Source organism: Luteimonas aquatica, from assembly GCF_022662575.1.
In the GTDB taxonomy this organism is placed as follows: domain Bacteria; phylum Pseudomonadota; class Gammaproteobacteria; order Xanthomonadales; family Xanthomonadaceae; genus Luteimonas; species Luteimonas aquatica.
Genome location: NZ_JALBFU010000008.1, coordinates 19,305 through 40,842 on the forward strand (window position 1 = coordinate 19,305; position 21,538 = coordinate 40,842).

Here is a 21,538-nt window from a genome sequence, read left to right on the forward strand (position 1 = left end):
TGCGAAGGCCGAGAGAGGCGGCGTACGCCGCGGCGGCGCGCGCCCCTGGCCGACCCCGGCTTCCGCTCTCTCAGCAAGAGAGGGAAAGCCGGTGCCTCGCGCTCACTTCTTCTTGGGCGCGATCATCATCACCATCTGCCGCCCTTCCAGGCGCGGACGCGACTCGATGACGATATCCTCGCCGAGGTCGGCCTCGATGCGCGCGGCCATCTCGCGGCCCAGTTCCTGGTGGCTCATCTCGCGGCCGCGGAAGCGGATGTTGATCTTGACCTTGTCGCCTTCTTCCAGGAAGCGGCGGATGTTGCGCATCTTGATCTGATAGTCGCCCTCGTCGGTGACCGGGCGGAACTTCAGTTCCTTGATCTCGACCTGCTTCTGCTTCTTCTTGGCCTCGTTGGCCTTCTTCTGCATCTCGAAGCGGAACTTGCCGAAATCCATGATCTTGCAGACCGGCGGATCGGCATTGGGCTGGATTTCCACCAGATCCAGGCCTTCGCTTTCGGCCATCTGCAGTGCTTCGTCGCGCGAAAGCACGCCGATCATTTCGCCATCGGAACCGATCACGCGCACGCGCGGGACGCGGATCTCGTTGTTGCGGCGATTTTGCTTTTCAGGAGTACTGATGTTGCGATCTCCAAAATGACTCATACCGGATGCGCACCGCACCCGGGCCTACTGCGCACGCCCGCGATATGGGCGCGCGCAGGCCACGCTTCAAGCTGCGTGCTCGCGCAGGCGCGCGGCGAAGTCTGCGACGGACATCGAGCCCAGATCTTCCCCCGTGCGCGAGCGCACCGCGATCGCCGCATTTTCCTTTTCGCGGTCGCCCGCGACGAGCAGATACGGCACGCGCTGCAGCGTATGCTCGCGAATCTTATAGCCGATCTTCTCGTTCCGCAAATCCGACTCGACCCGGAAGCCTTGATTTACAAGGGATTTCCGGACCTCCTCGACGTAGGAGGCCTGGCTGTCCGTGATGTTCATCACAACCGCCTGAACGGGGGCCAGCCAGGCCGGGAATGCACCAGCATGGTGCTCGATCAGGATGCCGATGAAGCGCTCCATCGAGCCCACGATGGCCCGGTGCAGCATGACCGGGGTCTGGCGCTGGCTCTGCTCGTCCACATATTCGGCCCCCAGGCGGCCGGGCATCATGAAATCGACCTGCATCGTGCCCAGCTGCCAGGTCCGGCCGATGGCGTCCTTGAGGTGGTATTCGATCTTGGGCCCGTAGAAGGCCCCCTCCCCCGGCAGCTCCTGCCATTCCACCCCGCAGGCCGACAGGGCGCTGCGCAGGGCGGCCTCGGCCTTGTCCCAGGTGGCATCGTCGCCCAGGCGCGGCTCGGGGCGCAGGGCGATCTTGATCTGGATCTCGTCGAAGCCGAAGTGCCGGTAGACGGCCAGGGCCTGCTGGTGGAAGGCGGTGACCTCGGCCTCGATCTGGTCCTCGCGGCAGAAGATGTGGCCGTCGTCCTGGGTGAAGCCGCGCACGCGCAGGATGCCGTGCAGCGCGCCCGAAGGCTCGTTGCGGTGGCAGGAGCCGAACTCGCCGTAGCGGATCGGCAGGTCGCGGTAGCTGTGCAGGCCCTGGTTGAAGACCTGCACGTGGCCGGGGCAGTTCATCGGCTTGACCGCGTAGGTGCGCTTCTCCGACTCGGTGAAGAACATGTTCTCCTTGTAGTTGTCCCAGTGGCCGGACTTCTGCCACAGCGACACGTCCAGGATCTGCGGGCAGCGCACCTCGCCGTAGCCGCTGTCGCGGTAGACGCCGCGCATGTACTGCTCCACCACCTGCCAGATCGACCAGCCCTTCGGGTGCCAGAACACCAGGCCCGGGGCCTCCTCCTGCAGGTGGAACAGGTCCTGCTGCTTGCCGATCTTGCGGTGGTCGCGCTTCTCGGCCTCCTCGATGCGCTGGATGTAGGCGGCCAGTTGCTTCTTGTCGGCCCAGGCGGTGCCGTAGATGCGCTGCAGCTGCTCGTTCTTCGAGTCGCCGCGCCAATAGGCGCCGGAGATGCGGGTCAGCTTGAAGGCCTTCAGGAAGCGCGTGTTCGGCACGTGCGGACCGCGGCACATGTCGACGTATTCCTGGTGGTAGTACAGGCCCATCTGCGTCTCGTCGGGCATATCCTCGACCAGGCGCAGCTTGTAGTCCTCGCCGCGCGACTTGAACACCTCCACCACTTCCGCGCGCGGCGTCATCTTCTTGACCACGTCGTAGTCCTGGTCGATCAGCTGCACCATGCGCTGCTCGATCGCGGCCAGGTCCTCGGGGGTGAACGGGCGCTCGAACCAGATGTCGTAGTAGAAGCCCTCCTCGATCACCGGCCCGATCACCATCTTCGCGCCCGGATACAGCTGCTTGACCGCATGGCCGACCAGGTGCGCGGTGGAGTGGCGGATGATCTCCAGCCCCTCCTCGTCCTTGGGCGTGATGATCTGCAGGGTGGCGTCATGGTCGATGCGGTCGCTGGCATCGACCAGCCTGCCGTCGACCTTGCCGGCCAGGGTGGCCTTGGCCAGGCCGGGGCCGATCGACTGGGCCACCTCCATGACAGAGACGGGGTGTTCGTATTCGCGGCGGCTGCCGTCGGGGAGCGTGATGTTGATCATGGGCGTCTGGCGAAAGCGCGTCCCTACGGCCCCGATTGGCTTCGGAGGCGCAAGGCTCGGAATTGGATGGTCCGGCCGGGGATGGCCGGGGTCTTGTAAGGACGGACGTGGCGCGCCGAAGCGCCGTTCTCGAGGCGCTTGGGAAGGGTCAGCGCTGCAGGGGCGTAGTGCTCATGTCGCACGCTCGGCCGGCGTTTCCGCGGGCCACCTTCGGCTCGGTCATGGCGGTATGCCATGATGCTTGGCAATAGTTGGGGATCGGGGCCGGCAAGTCAATGGCGGCCGCGCGCCCTCCATACCCGCACACGCCCATGTCCCTGTGTCCCTGATCCGGTTGCCGGCCTCGCTGCATGGCGCCTTCCGCCTGGTGGCGGGGGGCGGCACCGTGTTCCTGTTCTACGTCAGCCTGGTGTACCTGCTCGAGCCGCGTCCGGACGAGGCCGCGCAGATCTACGACTTCGCGGTCCTCATCGGATTCGAATTCATCCTCAATCCGCTCAACCTGATGCTGCTGATGCTCTCGCGCAGCCTGCTGGGCAAGATCGGCGTGGTGGTCTTCTTCGCCGGTTTCGTGGTGTCTTTCGCCATGCTGATGATCGACGCGCAGGCGATCAAGTTCATCATCGCCTCGGTGCTGGTCGGCCACTTCCTGCCCTTCGTGCAGCGTAGCGACGAGGCCTCCATGCAGGCCTCCGGGGCGATGGCGCTGCGGATCATGTGGTACTTCGTGGTGATGATGGGATGCGCGTTCGGCGGCGCGCTGCTGCCGAGGATGGGCCTGGACGAGGCGTGGCTGCAGGCCTCCCGCTATGACGAGATACGCAGGCACGGCGGCTTGCTGCTGGAACAGCCGTACATCGCCGCCTGGATCGGCGCCATCTACTACGGCGGCATCCTCGCCGGGCAGCTGTCGTGGCTTATGCTCGCGATCCCGCCCCTGCGCCGAGGCGCCGACCGCCTCGGGGCATGGGCGGAGACATCCGCCGCGCGCATGGAACAGGCCAAACAGCGGCGACGCACCCCCGATCCGCGCTGGCCCGATCCATGACCATCAAAGGCAAACCCACATCGCTGGACATCGCGCACCTGGCCGGGGTGTCCCAGCCGACGGTCTCGCGCGCCCTGAGCGGCAGCCCGATGGTCAGCGAGGAGACGCGTCGGCGCATCCTGGCCATCGCCGAGCAGCTGAACTACAAGGTCGACAAGAACGCCTCCAGCCTGCGCCGGCGGCATTCGGGGACCATCGCCCTGCTCTTCTTCGAGGACCCGACGCCCGACGATTCGCAGATCAACCCCTTCTTCCTGTCCATGCTCGGCTCGATCACCCGCGCCTGCGGCCGGCGCGGCTACGACCTGCTGATCTCGTTCCAGCAATTGTCCGAGGACTGGCAGGCCGAGTACGAGGACAGCCACAAGGCCGACGGCATCCTGCTGCTCGGCTACGGGGACTACCTGGAATCGCAGGCGCGGCTGCGGCAGATGGCCGAGCGCGGCACGCACTTCGTGCGCTGGGGCTCGGCCTCCAGGGACCAGCCCGGGGTGTCCATCGGCTGCGACAACGTGCAGGGCGGCCACGACATCACCGCGCACCTGCTCTCGCGGGGCCGGCGGCGCATCGCCTTCCTCGGCCATGCCTCCGACCACTATCCGGAATTCCTGGAACGCTACCGCGGCCATGTCGCTGCGCTGCGCGCGGCCGGACTGGAGGCTTCGCCGGCCTTGCAGGCCGACGCCATCACCACCGAGCAGTCCGGCTACGAGGCCGCCTGCGCGCTGCTCGAGCGCGGCGAGCGCTTCGATGCCGTGTTCGGCGCCAGCGACCTGATCGCCATCGGCGCCCTGCGCGCGCTGGCCGAGCGCGGCCTGCGCGTGCCGTCGGACGTGGCCGTGGCCGGCTTCGACGACATCCCGATGGCCGGCCTGGTGACGCCGGGACTGTCGACGGTGCAGCAGGACACGCGGCTGGCCGGCACCCTGCTGGTGGACAGCCTGCTGCGGCTGATCGGCGGGGAGCGCGTGGAGAACCAGACCATACCGGCGAAGCTGGTGCTGCGCGCCTCCACCGGCGCCTAGGCGCCTGGCCTCAATGCGGCTGGCGCGATTTTCGCGCCATCAGTTCCGCCAGCCGCGTGCGCAGGTCCTGGCGGGTGATCGGGCCGCCGTACAGGAATACGCGCACGCCATGGGCCGGAACGTCCGCTTCCAATCTCCCCTCGACATTGGAATCGCCCAGGCCGAACGCATCCCGCCAGCTGCCCGGCTGCAGGTATTCGCTCACCGTCATGCGCCGCGGCGCATCGCCCTTGTTGAGCATGACCAGCGCGATCTGGCGCTCGCCGCCGTGGGCGAGCACGCGGTAGAACACCGCCTCGTCGCCTTGCAGGCGCACGTTCAGCTGCAGGCCGCGCTGCAGCGCGGGCGTCGCCTGGCGCAACAGGGCGATGCGCGCGAGCGCCCTGCGGATCGGATGCGAGCGCGCCGCCTCGATCCGCGGCTGGCCGAAATAGTTGCGGTTGCCGGCGTGCTCGGCGCGCCCGCGCATGAACCCGACTTCGGAACCGTAATAGACCACCGGGATCCCGCGCGCGGTGAACAGCCAGTTGTGCGCATCGACGAACCCGGCATCCGTGGCGTCCAGGCGCGGCATGTCGTGGTTGTCGTAGAACGTCATCAGCTCGTAGGGATTGGCGTACGGGCCGTTCTCCAGGTGCAGCGGTTCGCGCAACCGCTCGAATCCGGCGCGCTGGCCGCCGAACACCTCCGCGATCCCCGCCTTGAGCGGAAAATCGAGCACGCTGGTCTCGCCGTGCCCGCGCCAGGTGTGGTGGGCGATCTTGTCCGCGTCGTAGTCGAAGGCCTCGCCGAACATGAAGAAACCGGGATGCCTGGCGCGGATGCGGCTGGTGAACTTCTGCCAGAAGGCATCCGGCATCCAGCCGATGGTGTCGATGCGGAAGGCGGCGGCGCCCTGCTCGATCCATTGCTCGTAGGCGCCGACCAGATAGTCGAGCACCGCCGGATTGTTCTCGTTGAAATCCGACAGCTCCGCCAGCCCGCCGCCGGTGTTGTAGAAGGCATGCAGCGGGTTGCGTGCGGGATCGAGCTTGGACGGCGGCAGATTCTGGTGGTCCGCCAGCAGCGTGCCGTCCTTGCCGAACACCTGCCCGAACATCGGCTGCGCTTCTACCATGGTGTAGGCCGGCGAGCCGTGGTTGCCGACGATGTCCAGCACCACCTTCAGGTTGTTCGAACGCATCGCCTGCGTGAAGCCGGCGAAGTCCAGGCCGGGACTCGGCAGATGCTCGTCGAGCCGGTAGAAGTTCACCCCCCAGTAGCCGTGGTAGCCGGCCTTGCCGCGGTCGGTGAGCGAGCTGCCCCATGTCACCGGCTTGCCGCCGGTGAAGGCCTCGTCCGGATTGTCGACGATCGGCGTCACCCAGACCGCGTCGAATCCCATGCCGCGGATGTAGCCGGCGTTGTCGACGATGCCCTTGAAGTCGCCGCCGAGGTAGCCGATGTTGTCGGTCTCGCCGTCCGGCCCCCGCACCGGAAGGTCGAAGGTGCGATGGGCGCCGCCCTGGTCGCGATGGTCGTTGCCCGGGTCGCCGTTGACGAAGCGGTCGGTGACCACGAAATACACCGCGTTGGCCGCGAAGGGCTCGAGCGTGCCGTAGTAGTCGGGGGCGCCGGCGGCGGCGTCCGCGCTCATCGCGGGGCCCGGGGACTGGCAGCCGGCCAGGGCCGCGAGCATCGCGAGCGGCAGCAGCGTCGTCTTCATCGTCCTCACCGCGCGGCCAAGGGATGCACGGACGGCGCCGGACGCGGTACCCGCAGCACGCACAGGCCCGCGACGATCAGGCTGATGCCGCCGATCGTCAGGGCATGGATCGGCTGCGCGCCGAAGAAGGTCTTCAGCAGCACGCCCAGCACGCTGGCCGCCACCAGTTGGGGAATGACGATGAAGAAATTGAAGATGCCCATGTAGACGCCCATCTTCTGCGCGGGAACGCTGTCGGACAGCAATGCGTAGGGCAGCGACAGGATCGATGCCCAGGCGAAGCCGACGCCGAGCATCGACAGCAGCAGCCAATGCGGATCGCGGATCACCGCGATCGACAGCAGCCCGAGGCCGCCGAGCACCGCGTTGATCAGGTGGCTCGCGCGGATGCCCAGTGCTCGCACCATCCACGGGATCGCGATCGCGGCCAGGGCCGCGAAACCGTTGTAGGCCGCGAACAGCACGCCGACCCAGTTGGCCCCTTCGTTGTAGGCCGCCGACGCCGGATCGGCGCTGCCGAAGTGCACCTGCGCGACCGCCGAGGTGGTGTAGATCCACATCGCGAACAGGGCGAACCAGGAGAAGAACTGCACCACGGCCAGGGTGCGCATCGCCGCCGGCATCTCCTGCATGTCGTCGACGATGCTGGCGAAGGCGCCGTCGCCGCGCATCCGCGTGCGCACGAGCAAGGCGAGGCCATAGAAGCCCATCAGGCCACCGAGAATGAACAGCTGCCTGTCCAGCCGCCAATACGTCACCGCGGCGATCCCCGCCGCACCGGCAAGCAGCCATGCCAGGGCCTGGCGGCGCAGGCGATGGCGATCGACGGCGCGCGCGGGCAGCGGCGGCGCTTCGTCCCAGGCCGCGAGGGTGTCGGGCGGATACTCGCGCGTGCGCAGCACCGTCCACAGGATCGCCAGGAACAGCACCGCGCCGCCGAAGTAGAACGCGTAGCGCACCGTATCCGGCACTTCCCCGGGCCCGGCCGTGTTGCCGACCCCGGCCTTGGCCAGCAGCCACGGCAGCAGGCTAGCCACCACCGAGCCGGCACCAATGAAGAAGCTCTGCATCAGATAGCCGCCCGGGCGCTGGCGCTGCGGGAGCTGGTCGCCGACGAAGGCCCGGAACGGCTCCATCGAGACGTTGATGGAAGCATCCAGGATCCACAGCAAGCCCGCCGCGACCCACAGGGCCGGCGAATTCGGCATCGCGAACAGGGCGAGCGTGGCGAACAGCGCGCCGACCATGAAATAGGGCCGGCGGCGCCCGAAGCGCGTCCAGGTGCGGTCGGAGCAATAGCCGACGATCGGCTGCACCAGCAGCCCGGTCAGGGGCGCGGCGATCCACAGCAGCGGAATCTCGTCGACCTCGGCGCCGAGCGTCTGGAAGATGCGGCTGACGTTGGCGTTCTGCAGGGCGAAGCCGAACTGGATGCCCAGGAACCCGAAACACATGTTCCAGATCTGCCAGAACGACAGCTGCGGTTTACCGCTCATGCGCTCTACCCGTCGGCGTTGCGGACAGCATACAGGCCAGGCGCGGGAGCGCTCGCACGCTCCCGCTCCGCCGCTCAGAACTTGGCGCTGAAGCGCACGCCGTACATCCGCGGGGTGTTGAGATAGCGGATGTTGACCGAATTGTTGATGAAGCCCTTGCCGGAATAGACCTCGTCGGTCAGGTTTGAGACGAAGGCGTCCACGCGCATGCTCTCCTCCTGGCCGAAGTTCAGGCCGGCCGACACGTTGACGGTGGTGAAGCCGTCGACGTCGTCGCGCATGGCGTTGCCGCTCAGGAACTCCGGACCGCCGAAGGCGTCGCGGTTGTTGCTGAATGCCATCTGCTCGAGCGGCACCCGCACCGGGCCGTTCGGGCCGGCCGCCCAGCCCTGGCTGTTGTAGGCGGTCAGGTAGTACTTGGAGCGGTAGGCCAGATTGACCGTCCAGTCGAACGAGCGGATGCCGCCCCACTCCACGTCCACGACCTGGGACAGGCTGAGGTTGACGTTGTACTTGGAGGTGAACGGCAAGCGGTTGCCGTCGATCGGCACGAACAGGAACGAACGGGTGTCGAGGATGGTCGAGTCCTTGAACTTCGCGTCCAGGTACGTGAAGTTGTAGCCCAGGTCGATGCCGTGGGCGAAACCGAACTTGCCCTCCAGCTCCAGTCCCAGCAACTCGGCGTTCGCCGCGTTGTCGTTGTAGACCAGGCGCTTGGTGGCATTGGGGTTGCCGCCGTTCGGGTTCGGGACATCGATCATGTTCTGCAGCACCTTGTCCTTGTAGTCGTAGTAGAACAAGGCGGCGTTCATGCGCACCGGCACTTCGCCCCAATTCATGTCGCTCTTCAGGCCCACCTCGTACGAGGTCAGCTTTTCCGGCTTGAAGGTGGTCGAGAGCTTGGTGCCGTCGTCCAGGAAGAGCGATTTGTTGAGGCCGCCGGAACGGGTGCCGGTCGACACGGTGGCATAGAACATCGTGTCGTCGGTGATGTCGTACTCCACGCCCGCGCGCCAGTCGACGAAGCTGTTCTTGTAGACGTCCTTGTTCCTGCCTTCCGGGAAGTCGGAGGTGATGCGCACCTCAATCTGGTCGCGATAGGCCCGCAGGAAGTCGTCCCAGGTGTCGTTCGCGCCCCAGCTGGCGACGCCATCGAGGAAGTAGTCGACCGAATTCGGTCCGGGCGTGCACCCGCTGTTGCTGCAGACGCTCGGCGCCCCGAACGAGCGATCTCCCGGCGCCTTCAGTCGGAAGCCAGGAGAGCCGATGACCAGGTCGGAAGGCACGACGCCGAAATCGGCGAACAGCTCTTCCGGCACGACGAACTGGTACTGCGCATTGGTGTCCTTGGAGGTCTTCTTGTCGCGCGTGTAGCGGATGCCGCCGATCAGCCGCAGCTTGTCGGTGGCTGCAAAGCTCAGGTCGGCGTAGATGGCGTTGGACTCCACCTCGGAGCCGTCGCCGCGGTTCTCGCCGCCCAGGCCGTTCTGCCAACCGCAGATGGTGCCCGGGCGATACCAGTCGCAGTCGCCCCAATAGCCGTTGCCCACGTCCCACGACACGAAGTCGTACTTCTCGCCGTAGTTGAACAGGCCCGCCGACCAGATCAGGCGGCCGGTGTCGCCGAAGAAGCGCAGCTCGTTGACGCGCGAGCTGGACTTGTCGGCCTGGTAAAAGGTGTCGTACCACGGCAGGCGGTTCGGCGCGTGGTAGGCGTCGGCGTCGGAGCCCGGATACACCGGCCCCAGCTGCCATTCGCGCGAGGCGTTCTTGTTGTAGAAGTCGTAGGCGCGGTAGGAGGTATTGAACTCCACCGACACCGCGTCGCTGAAGCGGTAGGTGAAGGTCCCCGCGGCGCCCTCGATGTCGTTGCTGGTATAGCCCGGCCGGCGGAAGTACTGCCGGAACGGATCGTCCAGATCCTTGATGTCGTATCCGGCCGCCAGGGCGCGCTCGGTGAACATGCCGGGATCGCCGGTGCCCTTCTCCTTGACCTTGTCCAGCATCACGTAGGCGCTGAACTGGTCGGTTGGCTGCCACAGGAACGAGGCGCGCACGGCGGTGTTGTCGAACGCGCCGGGCCCTTCGTAGTCGTAGGGATAGCCGTTCTCGATGTAGGAATCGCGCTTCTCGTTGAACAGCGCAATGCGCGTGGCCAGCGTCTCGGTCAGCGGTACGTTGACCACGGCCTCGTACTGGCGGAAGTCGTAGTTGCCCAGGCCCATCTTGACGTTGCCGTTGAAGGCGCCGAGCTCGGGCTGGTTGGGGATGACGTTGATCGAGCCGGCGGCGGCGTTGCGGCCGCGCACGGTGCCCTGCGGCCCCTTGTTCACCTCCACCCGCTCGACGTCGAAGAACATCGGACCGATCGAACGCGGCCGCGGCAGATAGATGCCGTTGTAGTACGTGGCCACGGCCGGGTCGGAGGAGAAGTCGGAATCGGAGGCGCCGATGCCGCGCAGGTACATCTCGTATTTGCCTTCCTGCTTGGTGATCTGCAGGGCCGGCACCACCGCCGAGAGGTTGCGGATGTCGGTGTTCACGCCCAGCTTGTCGAGCTGCGTGCCGGTGAAGGACTGGATCGTGCCGGCGTACTTCTGGATCGACTGCACGCGGCGGTTGCCGGTGACCTGCACGGTATCGAGCGTGGCCGCTTCCGCGGCCGGCTGCGCCTGCGCCGGAGCGGACGCGGGTTCGGCCTGCTCCTGGGCGGCGACGGGCAGCGCGAAGCTCGCGCATGCGCACGCCAGCGCCGCGGCCAGCAGATCATGTCTGATGGAAGCGCGCTCGATGGAAGCACGCTCGATGGAAGCACGTTCGATGACAGCACGCCCGATGAAAGCATGCTTGGCCGAAGCCGATGGAATTGCAGTCGGCCGTTGACGGCTGGACTTGAACATCAGACGTACCCCCTCCGGGTCGTTGATCTGGATTTTTTCGATTGCGCCTGCGATGCGGCGTCAATCGCGTGATGCGCAACAGCCGCCCCCTCGGCGCGTGGCCATGGTGTTACGCCGGAGTGACGGAAACAATTGGATGCATACGTATTCATGGCGGATGAATCGCCATTGCGCCTGCACGGCCGGTCTCGCTGCGATGCAGCATTCGACGAATGCGTTTGCAAATCCAAGATGCCGGGAACGGCCGCCGCGCCTACAGCCGCGCGAAAAGCGCCCCATGGGCGGGCAGGCGCAACGCGCCCGCGCTCCCGAGTTCGCCGGACGGCAATCCATGCCCCTCCAGGAGCGTGGCGCCCGCGACGGGGAGCACGAGGTCGACGGCGGCGCCGGACAGGTTGAATGCGGCCAGCACCCGCTCGCCATCGCCGCCGCGCTCGAACGCCAGCACCGGCTCGGGCGTTTCGAGCATACGGATCGCGCCGTCGCGCAGCACAGGATGCCCGGCGCGCCAGCGCAGGAACGTGCGGAAGGCCCGCAACACCGAATCCGGATCCTGCTCCTGCACGGCGACGGCACGGCCGCGGTGCGCTTCGGGGATCGGCAGCCAGGGGGAACCCCCGCTGAAGCCGCCGTCGGGTTCGTCGGTCCATGGCAACGGCGTGCGGCACCCGTCGCGGCCCTTGAAGTTCGGCCAGAAAGCGATGCCGTAAGGATCGCGCAACGCCTCGTAGGGGACGTCGGCTTCCGGCAGGCCCAGTTCCTCGCCCTGGTAGACGCAAACCGATCCGCGCAGCGAGCACAGCATCGCATTGAGCAGCTTGGCCAGCGCCGGCGACGCCTCCGCGCCGCCCCAGCGGGTCGGCACGCGGCGCACGTCGTGGTTGGACAGCGCCCAGCACGGCCAGCCCTCGCCGAGCCCGGCCTCCAGGCGGGACACGGTCTCGCGCAGATAGCCGGCGCTGAAGTCGTCGGTCAGCAGTTCGAAGCTGTAGCCCATGTGCAGGCGGCCGGCGCGGGTGTATTCGGCGGTGGTGGCCAGCGAATCCTCGGACGAGATCTCGCCCAGCGCCGCCGTGCCCGGATAGCGGTCCATCAGCGCACGCAATTCCTCCAGGAAGGCGAGGTTTTCCGGCTGCGTGTTGTTGTAGAAGTGGTACTGGAACGCGTAGGGATTGTCGGGACTGAAGCCCCGCCCCACCCGCTTCTCGATCGGCTTGGGCGGATTGTCGCGCAGCCTGGCGTCGTGGAAGCAGAAATTGATCGCGTCCAGGCGCAGGCCGTCGACGCCGCGTTCGAGCCAGAAGCGCACGTTCTCCAGCGTCGCCGCGCGCACGTCGGGATGATGGAAGTTCAGATCGGGCTGGGACGACAGGAAATTGTGCAGGTAGTACTGGCCGCGGCGCGGCTCCCAGGTCCAGGCCACGCCGCCGAACAGCGACATCCAGTTGTTGGGCGGCGTGCCGTCTTCGTGCGCATCGGCCCAGACGTACCAGTCGGCCTTGGGGTTGTCGCGGCTCTGCCGGCTCTCCTTGAACCAGGCATGGTCGCTGGAGGTGTGGCTGAGCACCTGGTCGATCATCACCTTCAGGCCCAGCGCATGCGCCTTGTGCAGCAGGCGGTCGAAATCCTCCAGCGTGCCGAACAGCGGATCGACGGCGCGGTAGTCGGCGATGTCGTAGCCGAAATCGGCCATCGGCGACTTGAAGAAGGGCGAGATCCAGATCGCATCCACGCCGAGGCCGGCGATGTAGTCGAGCCGGTCGACGATGCCCGGCAGGTCGCCGACGCCATCGCCGTCGGTATCGAGGAAACTGCGCGGATAGACCTGGTAGATGACGGCGCCGCGCCACCACTGCGTATCGCTCATCGCCTGCCCGGATCGCCGAAGTTGTCGAGGGTGGAGCGAAGCATAAGCCCGTCCGCCGGCGCGCCATCGGCCCCGCATACGTATTCATGGCGGCCGGTCCGGCATGCGGTGGATCGGCGCGAATGCGTGCGGCACACCTGCGACGCGCGGACTTCCGGCGCTTCTCCGGCGGCGCGGCGTTCCGTCAACGCAGGAACCCGACGCCCGCGCCGGGCCATCGCAAGCGGCGAGGGCCCGGCATCGCGTCAGGCCGGCATCCGTCCGGCCCGGCTCAGAGGCGTCCGGCGAGGTCGGTCCGCAGCCCGGCGAGGTCCTTGGCGAAGGTCGCGATGCCGTCGCGCAGTTTCTCGGTGGCCATGGCGTCGGCGGCGAGATCGCGCTGGTACGCCTGCGCGTCGATCGGCGCGTCTTGCGTGGCGCCGTCCGAGGGCGGCGCCACGAGCTTGCGTTCCAGCGTTCCGGTTTCGTCCTCGAGCGCCTGCAGCAGGTCCGGCGAAATCGTCAGCCGGTCGCAGCCGGCCAGCGCTTCGATCTGCGCGGTGGAGCGGAACGAAGCGCCCATCACCACGGTGGCGGCGCCGCGGCGCTTGAACGTGTCGTAGACGCCACGCACGAAGCGCACGCCCGGGTCCTCGTCGATGCTGGCCGGCTTCTGTCCGTTCGCCACGTACCAGTCGAGGATGCGGCCGACGAAGGGTGAGATCAGGAACACGCCCGCCTCGGCGCAGGCCAGCGCCTGCGTCTTGTTGAAGATCAGCGTGAGATTGCAGTCGATGCCCTCGCGCTGCAGCCGCTCGGCGGCGCGGATGCCTTCCCAGGTGGCGGCGACCTTGATCAGCACGCGCTCGCGCGGCACGCCGATCTCGTCGTACATGGCGATGAAGCGGCGCGCCTTGGCGATGGTGGCCTCGGTGTCGTGGGACAGGTCGGCGTCGACCTCGGTGGACACGCGCCCCGGGATCAGCCCGGAGAGGCGCTTGCCGACGCCGACGGTGAGCCGGTCGGCCACGTCCGCCGCCACGCGCGCGCGATCGCCGGATTGCGCGCGGCCCCAGCCGAGCTGCTCCTCGATCAGGTCGGCGTAGACCGGCAGGTCCAGCGCCTTGCGCACGATGGTGGGATTGGTGGTGCAATCGACCGGGCGCAGGCGCTCGACCGCGGCGTAGTCGCCGGTATCGGCCACCACCACCGACATCTCGCGCAACTGCGCCAGCTTGGAAGGGGCATTCGAGGACGTGTTCATGCGGTTTCCTGGGGGATTTTCCCCAGTATCTCGCAACTGGCCGCGATCATCACGATTCCGGCCGGCGTTCGCCGGCATCGCGTCGCACGGCTCCGGCGATCAGGCGCCCCGCCGTCGGCGCGAGCGCGCCGTGCCCATCAGTCCTGCGTCTCTCCGGCCAGCGGCGTGGCGCGCATCGACGGCCGCGCCCGGAAGACGTCGAACCAGGCCGACAGCTTCGGACGGCCCGCACGAAAGCCGGGCAGCTCGCGGAATTCCAGCCAGTCGAGCGCGGTCGCGACGGCGATCTGCCCCACGTCCGGCGCCGCCCCGGTGTCGAGCTCGCGCTCGAGCCAGTCGTAGCCCGCGATCAGCTTCTCGGTATAGCCCTCGCGCAGCGGCGCGTACCGCAGCGCCTCCGGGCGCCGTACCGTTTCCCAGCGCACCGCGATTCCCGCATCGGCCAGGCCTTGCGCGACCGCCTGCACCTGCAACGCCTTCCAGCGCGCCTCGCCCGCCTGCGGAATCAGCCGCGGGCCGTCGTGCAGGGTGTCGAGGTAGGCGCAGATCACGTCCGAATCGAAGATCGGCGGCAGCCCGTCGCGCAGCAGCACCGGCACCTTGCCGAGCGGATTCTGCGCGAACACCTCCTCGTTGCGGCGCGTGGGACTGGTTTCGTGATGGACCACCTCGATTCCGTCGGCGAGACCGGCCTCGTGGGCGAACACGAGCGCCTTGCGCGCATAGGGGGAGTGGGTCTGGTACAGCAGCTTCATGGACGTCACCTGGAGGGTCTCTTCCCGTCGCCACTATCGATCAAAACCCCGACCGGCGACCCGCGACGGCGGGAACACACCATTCCCCTTTTCGCCCCGATCGCCTCCCGCCTTACGGGCGCGCGCGACCGATACCGGCGCCCTCGCCTGCTTGTCGCGGCGCGGATCTAGCGGAGGCTCTCCTCGACGCCCGCCAACGCGCGGTCCTTCCGGCAAACCGAAAGAGGCTGCGCCCTCGATGAGAAGATTTCCAGAACGTTCTTTTCCTCGGCATCGACCCGCACGGTGAGGCAGGCGCAGCCGTAGCCATGGCCGCCGGCATTCGTCCGCTGCCACTGTCCCTGCCGATATTTCGGCGGCCAGTCGCCCTTGGCCTGGTGGCCTCCCTGGACGGCGATGGTCCACTCGCCCTCCTTGTCGTGCAGGGAAGCGTTGCCCGGGCTGGGATTGTCGAACCAGCCGCAGCGCTGCTCGCCGCCGGAGCGCGGCGCGGCGGCAGAATCGATGCCGAGCCCGAACAGCAGCATGGCGGCGACGGCGACGATGCGCGGATGGAGATTCATGCAAATCGATTCCTGTGTCGTCGGTCGCGGTTCTACGCGGCGGTCGCATCGACGTCGGCGCTCACGGGCCGTCCGAGTACACCGCGGACAAGGTGCGCGTGGCGCTGCCCAGGGTCAAGGTCACCGCCACTTCCTGCTCGATGCCGATGCGCTCGCCTTCTTCCAGGTGTTCCCGGATCACCCGTCCGGGTCGCACCTGCATCCGCAAGCCGTCGCCGGCGAAGGTTCCGGCCAGCAGCGGCGCGCCCTCGGCAGGTTCGGTGCCGACGCGGCGCAGCCGGTACGACTTTCCGCCCAGGGAAACCTCCAGCGGCTCCTCGAGCGATGCGCAGTGATCGGTCACGAACGGGATCGTGCGCAGATCCTTGGCCAATCCGCCGCAGCGCGCCCGATAGGCCGGCTGCACCTGCGCTTCGCACAGGCGGGCGTGGAGCAGGCGCATCCGCTGGTCGGGGACGACGCCGATGCTCGCATCCGCGGCGCAGTCGTCGCCGGAGACCTCGCTCGGCACCAGCCGGTCGTCGTCGACGGGAGCCGAGGCTCCTCGAACGGCCGTGTCCGCCTTCCGGTCCGGGGAACCGGGCCGCCCTTCCCTTGCGTGGCACGGGACGGCGACTGCCAATAACGTCAATACGACGATGTGCGCGACATGCTTCATCGGTGCTTCCCTTCGCTGCGGCCTATGACAGCATGGATTCGCGCCGAGCACCAGGGGATCGCCGTCCCGGGGATTTGCCTGGAAGACATCGGCCTGGAGCGCGCCGGTCGGCTATGCTGCGATCCGACAGGATGGAAAGCGCGGTTCGGACAGCGGGGACGCCCATGGCTTTGCGCGGAACGGATGCTTACGATTGGCATGTCTACACGGCGAAGGCCGTGCACCCGCTTGAAAGCGCGAAGCGCCAGCAAGGATCGCTCATCAAGGGAGGCCTGTTCGGCCTGCGCCGGGCGGGTTCGAAAAAAGGCGTCTATCGCCTGATCCTGAAGGAACTCGGCCCCACGGCAGTCTTCTCGCTGACCGAGGAGGAGGCGCGACTGCTGCTGAAACGCAGCACGCCGCTGGCGGAGGGGCCTCCCGCAGCCGATGCCAGGACGAGGGCGCTCGCTTCGCGGCTCGAGCGCACGGACCCGAAGGATTTCTGGGCCGTCGTGCATGCGTTGAACTGGCCCAGGCACCACAAGGATCCGGCCTATGCCGAACAGGCCAGGGCGACCCTGCGCGAATGCTATGGCCTGCAGAACGTCAGGCGCCTGTGGCGGATGGCCATCGGCCACAGGCGCCGGCTGCAGGCCGCGGTGCTCAAGGCCGAGAAGCAGGCGAAGCGACAGCTTTTCCTGGGCGGAGACGACAGCTTCTACGACGCGGTCGCCCATGCGGTATCCACCGGCCGGGAAAGCTACGACCGCTACCTGCAAAGGCCCGAGACATTCGTCAGGACATTCAATCGAATGCGGATCGAGTCGCACAACTTCGAGGCCTGCTTCGACTGATGCGACGCCGATTTGCCGAAGCATTTGGAACACACTCGCCAAAACGCCGTGCCCCGGCGCTCCGCACCGAACATTCCCATTGCCGCCGACCGCCATGACACTGTCCGCCGAAGCCCGCCAGCGCATCGAAACCCTGCTGCGCGCCGATCGACTCGTCGTTTTCATGAACGGGGCGCCCGATACGCCCGAGCGTTTCTTCTCGCATAAGATCTGCCGTCTGCTCGACGACCTGGGACTGGATTATGCGCACGTCGATGTATCGTCGGATTCGAGGCTCCGCGAACACATCAAGATCTATGGCGGGCTGCATGCCATCCCGCAGTTGTATCTCGACGGGAAACTCGTAGGTGACAGCGATGCCGTCGAGCGGATGGCCAACGCTGACGAACTGCATGCCGCGCTGGGGCTGTCCGCGCCCGACCGCACGCCGCCCACGGTGCGATTGACCCCGGCCGCCGCCCGGTTCCTGCGTGACGTCGTCGACGGCACAGGCAACGTCGTGGTCGTGGACATCGCGATCGACTCGCAGTTCCGCACCAGTCTGCACTTTCGTGCGCGCAGGAAACACACCATCGCGACCGAGGTGGACGGCGTCCCGCTGCAGTTCGACTTGGCCAGCGCGCGCCGCGCCGACGGCCTGTCGATCGACTGGCAAGACGTCGAGCGCGGCCCCAGCCTGCTGATCCACCATCCCAGGGCGCCCGTGCCCGAGCCGGTGCGCTGGATGTCTCCCGCCGACGCGGATGCCCGCGTCCGCGCCGGGACGCTGACCATCGTCGACATCCGCCGCAAGGAAGAGCGCGCCCTGGCGCGGCTTTCCTTGCCGTTCCTGTTCATGGACGAAGGCACGCACGAAATCCGCAACCTGGCCCCGGAAGTGCCGCTGGCGGTGCTCTGCCATCGCGGCGACCGCAGTTGGCATGCCGCCGAATACTTTCTCATGCTGGGCCATCGCGACGTCTACGCGATCGAAGGCGGCATCGATGCATGGGCGGCGACTGTGGATGGGTCGATTCCGCGGTACTGAAGCCGGCAGCGGAAGACGACGGCGCCGCGGCAACGCGCGCTTGCGCCAAGCTCGACAAGGAGAAGGTGCGCAAGGCGCTAGACGCCTGGATGACGGATCTGGCGAAGGATGTGCTCGCGCTTAGCGGAGTCGGTGCGGGGCAGTCGCCCGCAAATCCAGATCGAAGATTCCACCGAAACCCGCCACGAATCATGGGGTTAAGGTGGTGGGCGGTACAGGGTTCGAACCTGTGACCCCTACCATGTCAAGGTAGTGCTCTACCGCTGAGCTAACCGCCCGAAAGGACGCGGATTCTAGCCCACCAGGCGGCTCGCGGACAAGCGAATCCCGGTTCGGCGGCCCCGGGGCGCCGCCGAGGCCCGGTCCCGCCCTAGCCCGCCAGCGAGGCCTCCTTGACCCGGCGGATCTGGTCGCGGATCCGCGCCGCCTCCTCGAACTCCAGGTCGCGGGCGTGCTGGTACATCTGCTGCTCCAGCGCCTTGAGCCGGCTGGCGAGCTGGGCCGGATCGAGCGCGGCGTATTCGGCCGTCTCCTCGGCCACGCGGCGGGCCTGGCCGCGGGCGCGCTTCTCGGCGGCGGGCTCGCTGCGCGCGCCCTCCATGATGTCGACCACCGGCTTGGCCACCGACTTGGGCACGATGCCGTGCTCGGCGTTGTACTCGAGCTGCTTCTGGCGGCGGCGGTCGGTCTCCTCGAGCGCGGCCTGCATCGAGCGCGTCACCCGGTCCGCGTACAGGATCGCCTTGCCGCGCAGGTTGCGGGCGGCGCGGCCGATGGTCTGGATCAGCGAGCCGGAGGAGCGCAGGAAGCCCTCCTTGTCGGCGTCCAGGATCGCCACCAGAGACACCTCGGGCATGTCCAGGCCCTCGCGCAGCAGGTTGATGCCCACCAGCACGTCGAACTTGCCCAGGCGCAGGTCGCGGATGATCTCCACGCGCTCGACCGTGTCCACGTCCGAGTGCAGGTAGCGCACGCGCACGCCGTGCTCGCCCAGGTATTCGGTGAGGTTCTCGGCCATGCGCTTGGTCAGCGTGGTCACCAGCACGCGGTCGCCCAGGGCCACGCGCTCGTGGATCTCGCCCAGCAGGTCGTCGACCTGGGTCGCCACCGGGCGGATCTCCACCTCGGGATCGATCAGGCCCGTCGGCCGGACCACCAGTTCGACCACCTGCCCCTCGGTCTTCTCCATCTCGTACTTGCCGGGCGTGGCCGAGACGTAGACGCTGCGCGGCGAGCGCGCCTCCCACTCCTCGAAGCGCAGCGGCCGGTTGTCCAGCGCCGAGGGCAGGCGGAAGCCGAACTCCACCAGCGTCTCCTTGCGCGAACGGTCGCCCTTGTACATCGCGCCGATCTGCGGGACGGTGACGTGCGACTCGTCCACCACCAGCAGCGCGTCCGGCGGCAGGTAGTCGAACAGGCACGGCGGCGCCTCGCCCGGCATGCGGCCGGTGAGGTGGCGCGAATAGTTCTCGATGCCGTTGCAGTAGCCGACCTCGGCCATCATCTCCAGGTCGAACTGCGTGCGCTGCTGCAGGCGCTGCGCCTCCACCAGCTTGCCCTCGGCGTAGAACTGCTCCAGGCGCTGCGGCAGCTCCTGCTTGATCGCCTCGATCGCGTCGAGCGTGGTGCGCCGCGTGGTGACGTAATGCGACTTCGGGTAGATCGTGTAGCGCGACAGCGTGCGCATGGTCTCGCCGGTGAGCGGATCGAACAGCGTGAGCTTCTCGATCTCGCCGTCGAACAGCTCGATGCGCAGCGCCTCGGCGTCGGACTCGGCCGGGTGCACGTCGATCACTTCGCCGCGCACGCGGTACGTGGCGCGGCGCAGCTCGGTGTCGTTGCGCGAATACTGCATCTCGGTCAGGCGCCGGATCAGCTCGCGCTGGTCGATGCGCTCGCCCTTGACCATGTGCAGCACCATCTTGAAGTACTCGGTGGGATCGCCCAGGCCGTAGATCGCCGAGACGGTGCACACGATGATCGCATCGCGCCGCTCCAGCAGCGCCTTGGTCGCCGACAGCCGCATCTGCTCGATGTGCTCGTTCACCGAGCTGTCCTTCTCGATGTACGTGTCCGAGGACGGCACGTAGGCTTCCGGCTGGTAGTAGTCGTAGTAGCTGACGAAATATTCCACCGCGTTGTGCGGGAAGAAGGCCTTGAACTCGCCGTACAGCTGCGCGGCCAGGGTCTTGTTGGGCGCCATCACCAGCGCCGGCTTCTGGATCGCCTGGATCAGGTTGGCGATCGTGTAGGTCTTGCCGGAGCCGGTCACGCCGAGCAGCGTCTGCCGCGCCAGGCCGGACTCGAAGCCGTCGACCAGGCGCTCGATCGCCTGCGGCTGGTCGCCGGCAGGCCGGTAGGGCGCGATCAGTTCGAATCCTGCTGGGTGGGAAGCGTCGTTCATGTGTGCGTCGAAAGGGCGATTGGCTAGTTTACGGCGATCGTGCCGGCGATGCCGTGCGCGGGATCGCGGCCGACCCGGGCGCGGGAACGTCGCCGACACATCCGGACAGGATATCCCTACCCTTCTCACCGGCTGATACCGATCGCCGGTCCGCGGCCCGCTGCCGAGAATGTTCCACGGATCGAAACGGAGCAGCGGGGATGCGGCGTCAGTTGGGATTCACATTGATCGAGATGGTCGTCACCGTCGCCGTCATGGCGATCGGCCTCGGCGTGGCGATGCCCGCCGTCGCGCGACTGGTGACTAGCGGCCGCGTCATCACCGGCATGCATCTGATGAGCGCGTCGCTGGCATCGGCACGCATGGCGGCGATCTCCCTGCCGGCGCCGACGGTCGTGTGCCCGATCACGCCGCCCCGGCTGCGCTGCCGCCGCGACGGCGTCTGGGATCGCGGCTGGATGGTCTTCCGCGACCCGCGGCACATGGGTCAGCCGGAGGGCCGCGCCGACATTCTCCAGGTGGTGGAACGCGCCCCGAGTCCGCTCCGGCTGCGCAGCAGCGTCGCGCGCCGCCTGATCCGCTTCCAGCCGGACGGCCGCGCCGCCGGCAGCAATGTGGTGATCCGCCTGTGCACCGGCGGGGAGCTGAACGCCGTCGTCGCCGTCAACAATGTCGGCCGGGTGCGGTCGTCGCGTGCCGCCGGGAGGTCGGATTGCGCGGCGGCGATCGCCGCATCACGCCGGGAACAGGACCCGGAGACTCCGTAAGTCCTTGATCCTGAAAATGGCGCCCGAAGTTGGACTCGAACCAACGACCCCCTGATTAACAGTCAAGTGCTCTAACCGGCTGAGCTATTCGGGCGGGGGATGCGAATATTAAAGGCGAGGTACCTCGGCCGCAAGCCGCGAGACGCTCGAGCCCGCCCAGCGGCGATCGCCGGGACGGGAATCCCTCGGCGGGCGGGCCCGCCGCGCTACCAGCATTCGGGCGGGCTGTCCGGCGTTTTCACGCCGGCCTGGTTCATCGTCAGGGTGCCGCAGCGGTCGTCCGCCTGCTGCCTCTGCGGCGTGGCGGTGATCGTGAAGCTGTTGGCATCGTCCACCGCGACCCCGATCTGATATTGCTCGGTGTCCGCGGCCGCCTCGCGCGGGGAGCGCTCGAAAGGCGCCGCGAACCCTTCGTAGGTGTTCTCCACGGTATGCCAGCGCTCCAGCAGCTGCGCCAGTTCCACCATGTCCGCCTTGGCCTGGGCACGGCGCGACTTGCGGACGTGGTCGACGTAGGAAGGATAGGCGAAGGCCACGATGACCGCGATCACGGCGACCACGATCATCAGCTCGATCAGGGTGAATCCCCTGGACCTGCGCGCCGCGGCAATGGGTAGAAGGATCATGGACATGC

General features: G+C 67.4%; 17 protein-coding genes and 2 tRNA genes. 5 read left to right on the plus strand and 14 right to left on the minus strand.

Annotated features, from left to right (window positions below):
* Positions 1-102: 102 nt before the first annotated feature.
* Both infC and thrS read right to left on the minus strand, forming a co-directional pair.
* Positions 103-648, minus strand: a complete 546-nt coding sequence (gene infC, locus MD221_RS13590) for a translation initiation factor IF-3 (protein ID WP_242112372.1) — start codon at positions 646-648, stop codon at positions 103-105.
* 66 nt (positions 649-714) lie between these two features.
* On the minus strand, positions 715-2,613 hold the full coding sequence (gene thrS, locus MD221_RS13595) for a threonine--tRNA ligase (RefSeq protein WP_242112373.1): 1,899 nt from the start codon (positions 2,611-2,613) through the stop codon (positions 715-717).
* Positions 2,614-2,932: 319 nt separating this feature from the next.
* Here thrS and MD221_RS13600 point away from each other — a divergent pair, with 319 nt between their 5' ends.
* Positions 2,933-3,661 carry a hypothetical protein gene (locus MD221_RS13600; protein WP_242112374.1) on the plus strand — a complete coding sequence of 243 codons (729 nt, stop codon included), beginning with the start codon at positions 2,933-2,935 and terminating at the stop codon, positions 3,659-3,661.
* Positions 3,658-4,686 (plus strand): LacI family DNA-binding transcriptional regulator, encoded by a 1,029-nt coding sequence (locus MD221_RS13605; protein WP_242112376.1) that lies wholly within the window; start codon positions 3,658-3,660, stop codon positions 4,684-4,686. Before MD221_RS13600 ends, MD221_RS13605 begins: the two co-directional genes overlap by 4 nt.
* Positions 4,687-4,696: 10 nt before the next feature.
* Here the strand turns inward: MD221_RS13605 and MD221_RS13610 are convergent, their stop codons facing one another.
* From MD221_RS13610 to MD221_RS13645, 8 genes are all read right to left on the minus strand, one after another.
* Positions 4,697-6,364 carry an alpha-amylase family glycosyl hydrolase gene (locus MD221_RS13610; RefSeq protein WP_425602283.1) on the minus strand — a complete coding sequence of 556 codons (1,668 nt, stop codon included), beginning with the start codon at positions 6,362-6,364 and terminating at the stop codon, positions 4,697-4,699.
* 32 nt (positions 6,365-6,396) lie between these two features.
* Positions 6,397-7,887 (minus strand): MFS transporter, encoded by a 1,491-nt coding sequence (locus tag MD221_RS13615; protein WP_242112377.1) that lies wholly within the window; start codon positions 7,885-7,887, stop codon positions 6,397-6,399.
* Positions 7,888-7,961: 74 nt separating this feature from the next.
* Positions 7,962-10,787 carry a TonB-dependent receptor gene (locus tag MD221_RS13620; RefSeq protein ID WP_242112378.1) on the minus strand — a complete coding sequence of 942 codons (2,826 nt, stop codon included), beginning with the start codon at positions 10,785-10,787 and terminating at the stop codon, positions 7,962-7,964.
* Between the two features lie 253 nt (positions 10,788-11,040).
* Positions 11,041-12,654, minus strand: coding sequence for an alpha-glucosidase (locus MD221_RS13625; RefSeq protein WP_242112379.1), 1,614 nt, complete (start codon positions 12,652-12,654; stop codon positions 11,041-11,043).
* Between the two features lie 271 nt (positions 12,655-12,925).
* Positions 12,926-13,897, minus strand: a complete 972-nt coding sequence (locus MD221_RS13630) for a transaldolase (RefSeq protein WP_242112380.1) — start codon at positions 13,895-13,897, stop codon at positions 12,926-12,928.
* A gap of 137 nt (positions 13,898-14,034) precedes the next feature.
* Entirely contained in the window at positions 14,035-14,652 is a 618-nt protein-coding gene (locus MD221_RS13635) for a glutathione S-transferase family protein (RefSeq protein WP_242112381.1), read from the minus strand.
* 167 nt (positions 14,653-14,819) lie between these two features.
* On the minus strand, positions 14,820-15,179 hold the full coding sequence (locus tag MD221_RS13640) for a DUF4087 domain-containing protein (protein ID WP_242112382.1): 360 nt from the start codon (positions 15,177-15,179) through the stop codon (positions 14,820-14,822).
* 97 nt (positions 15,180-15,276) lie between these two features.
* Positions 15,277-15,873 carry a hypothetical protein gene (locus tag MD221_RS13645; RefSeq protein WP_242112383.1) on the minus strand — a complete coding sequence of 199 codons (597 nt, stop codon included), beginning with the start codon at positions 15,871-15,873 and terminating at the stop codon, positions 15,277-15,279.
* A 164-nt stretch (positions 15,874-16,037) separates the two neighbouring features.
* Between MD221_RS13645 and MD221_RS13650 the strand changes: the two genes are divergently transcribed.
* The gene (locus MD221_RS13650) at positions 16,038-16,706 is read left to right on the plus strand and encodes a DUF4240 domain-containing protein (protein WP_242112384.1); all 669 of its coding nucleotides are present in this window, start codon (positions 16,038-16,040) and stop codon (positions 16,704-16,706) included.
* Between the two features lie 94 nt (positions 16,707-16,800).
* A complete protein-coding gene (locus tag MD221_RS13655; RefSeq protein ID WP_242112385.1) occupies positions 16,801-17,733 on the plus strand; it encodes a glutaredoxin domain-containing protein in 933 nt (310 codons plus the stop codon).
* Positions 17,734-17,936: 203 nt separating this feature from the next.
* Here MD221_RS13655 and MD221_RS13660 read toward each other — a convergent pair.
* Positions 17,937-18,011 (minus strand) — tRNA-Val (locus MD221_RS13660).
* Between the two features lie 92 nt (positions 18,012-18,103).
* Positions 18,104-20,137, minus strand: coding sequence for an excinuclease ABC subunit UvrB (gene uvrB, locus MD221_RS13665; RefSeq protein ID WP_242112386.1), 2,034 nt, complete (start codon positions 20,135-20,137; stop codon positions 18,104-18,106).
* A gap of 200 nt (positions 20,138-20,337) precedes the next feature.
* Between uvrB and MD221_RS13675 the strand changes: the two genes are divergently transcribed.
* Positions 20,338-20,904, plus strand: coding sequence for a GspH/FimT family pseudopilin (locus tag MD221_RS13675; protein ID WP_277928909.1), 567 nt, complete (start codon positions 20,338-20,340; stop codon positions 20,902-20,904).
* A 17-nt stretch (positions 20,905-20,921) separates the two neighbouring features.
* On the opposite strand, the gene MD221_RS13680 is transcribed toward MD221_RS13675, so the two are convergent.
* Positions 20,922-20,998 (minus strand) — tRNA-Asn (locus tag MD221_RS13680).
* A gap of 112 nt (positions 20,999-21,110) precedes the next feature.
* The gene (locus tag MD221_RS13685) at positions 21,111-21,536 is read right to left on the minus strand and encodes a type IV pilin protein (protein WP_242112387.1); all 426 of its coding nucleotides are present in this window, start codon (positions 21,534-21,536) and stop codon (positions 21,111-21,113) included.
* Positions 21,537-21,538: the final 2 nt, after the last annotated feature.

Coding starts and splice junctions, on each gene's coding strand:
- MD221_RS13630 (WP_242112380.1), bottom strand. CDS start 13,897: ATGAACACGTCCTCGAATGCCCCTTCCAAGCTGGCGCAGTTGCGCGAG.
- MD221_RS13615 (WP_242112377.1), bottom strand. CDS start 7,887: ATGAGCGGTAAACCGCAGCTGTCGTTCTGGCAGATCTGGAACATGTGT.
- MD221_RS13610 (WP_425602283.1), bottom strand. CDS start 6,364: ATGCTCGCGGCCCTGGCCGGCTGCCAGTCCCCGGGCCCCGCGATGAGC.
- MD221_RS13645 (WP_242112383.1), bottom strand. CDS start 15,873: ATGAAGCATGTCGCGCACATCGTCGTATTGACGTTATTGGCAGTCGCC.
- MD221_RS13635 (WP_242112381.1), bottom strand. CDS start 14,652: ATGAAGCTGCTGTACCAGACCCACTCCCCCTATGCGCGCAAGGCGCTC.
- thrS (WP_242112373.1), bottom strand. CDS start 2,613: ATGATCAACATCACGCTCCCCGACGGCAGCCGCCGCGAATACGAACAC.
- MD221_RS13625 (WP_242112379.1), bottom strand. CDS start 12,654: ATGAGCGATACGCAGTGGTGGCGCGGCGCCGTCATCTACCAGGTCTAT.
- MD221_RS13675 (WP_277928909.1), top strand. CDS start 20,338: ATGCGGCGTCAGTTGGGATTCACATTGATCGAGATGGTCGTCACCGTC.
- MD221_RS13605 (WP_242112376.1), top strand. CDS start 3,658: ATGACCATCAAAGGCAAACCCACATCGCTGGACATCGCGCACCTGGCC.
- infC (WP_242112372.1), bottom strand. CDS start 648: ATGAGTCATTTTGGAGATCGCAACATCAGTACTCCTGAAAAGCAAAAT.
- MD221_RS13655 (WP_242112385.1), top strand. CDS start 16,801: ATGACACTGTCCGCCGAAGCCCGCCAGCGCATCGAAACCCTGCTGCGC.
- MD221_RS13640 (WP_242112382.1), bottom strand. CDS start 15,179: ATGCTGCTGTTCGGGCTCGGCATCGATTCTGCCGCCGCGCCGCGCTCC.
- uvrB (WP_242112386.1), bottom strand. CDS start 20,137: ATGAACGACGCTTCCCACCCAGCAGGATTCGAACTGATCGCGCCCTAC.
- MD221_RS13685 (WP_242112387.1), bottom strand. CDS start 21,536: ATGTCCATGATCCTTCTACCCATTGCCGCGGCGCGCAGGTCCAGGGGA.
- MD221_RS13650 (WP_242112384.1), top strand. CDS start 16,038: ATGGCTTTGCGCGGAACGGATGCTTACGATTGGCATGTCTACACGGCG.
- MD221_RS13620 (WP_242112378.1), bottom strand. CDS start 10,787: ATGTTCAAGTCCAGCCGTCAACGGCCGACTGCAATTCCATCGGCTTCG.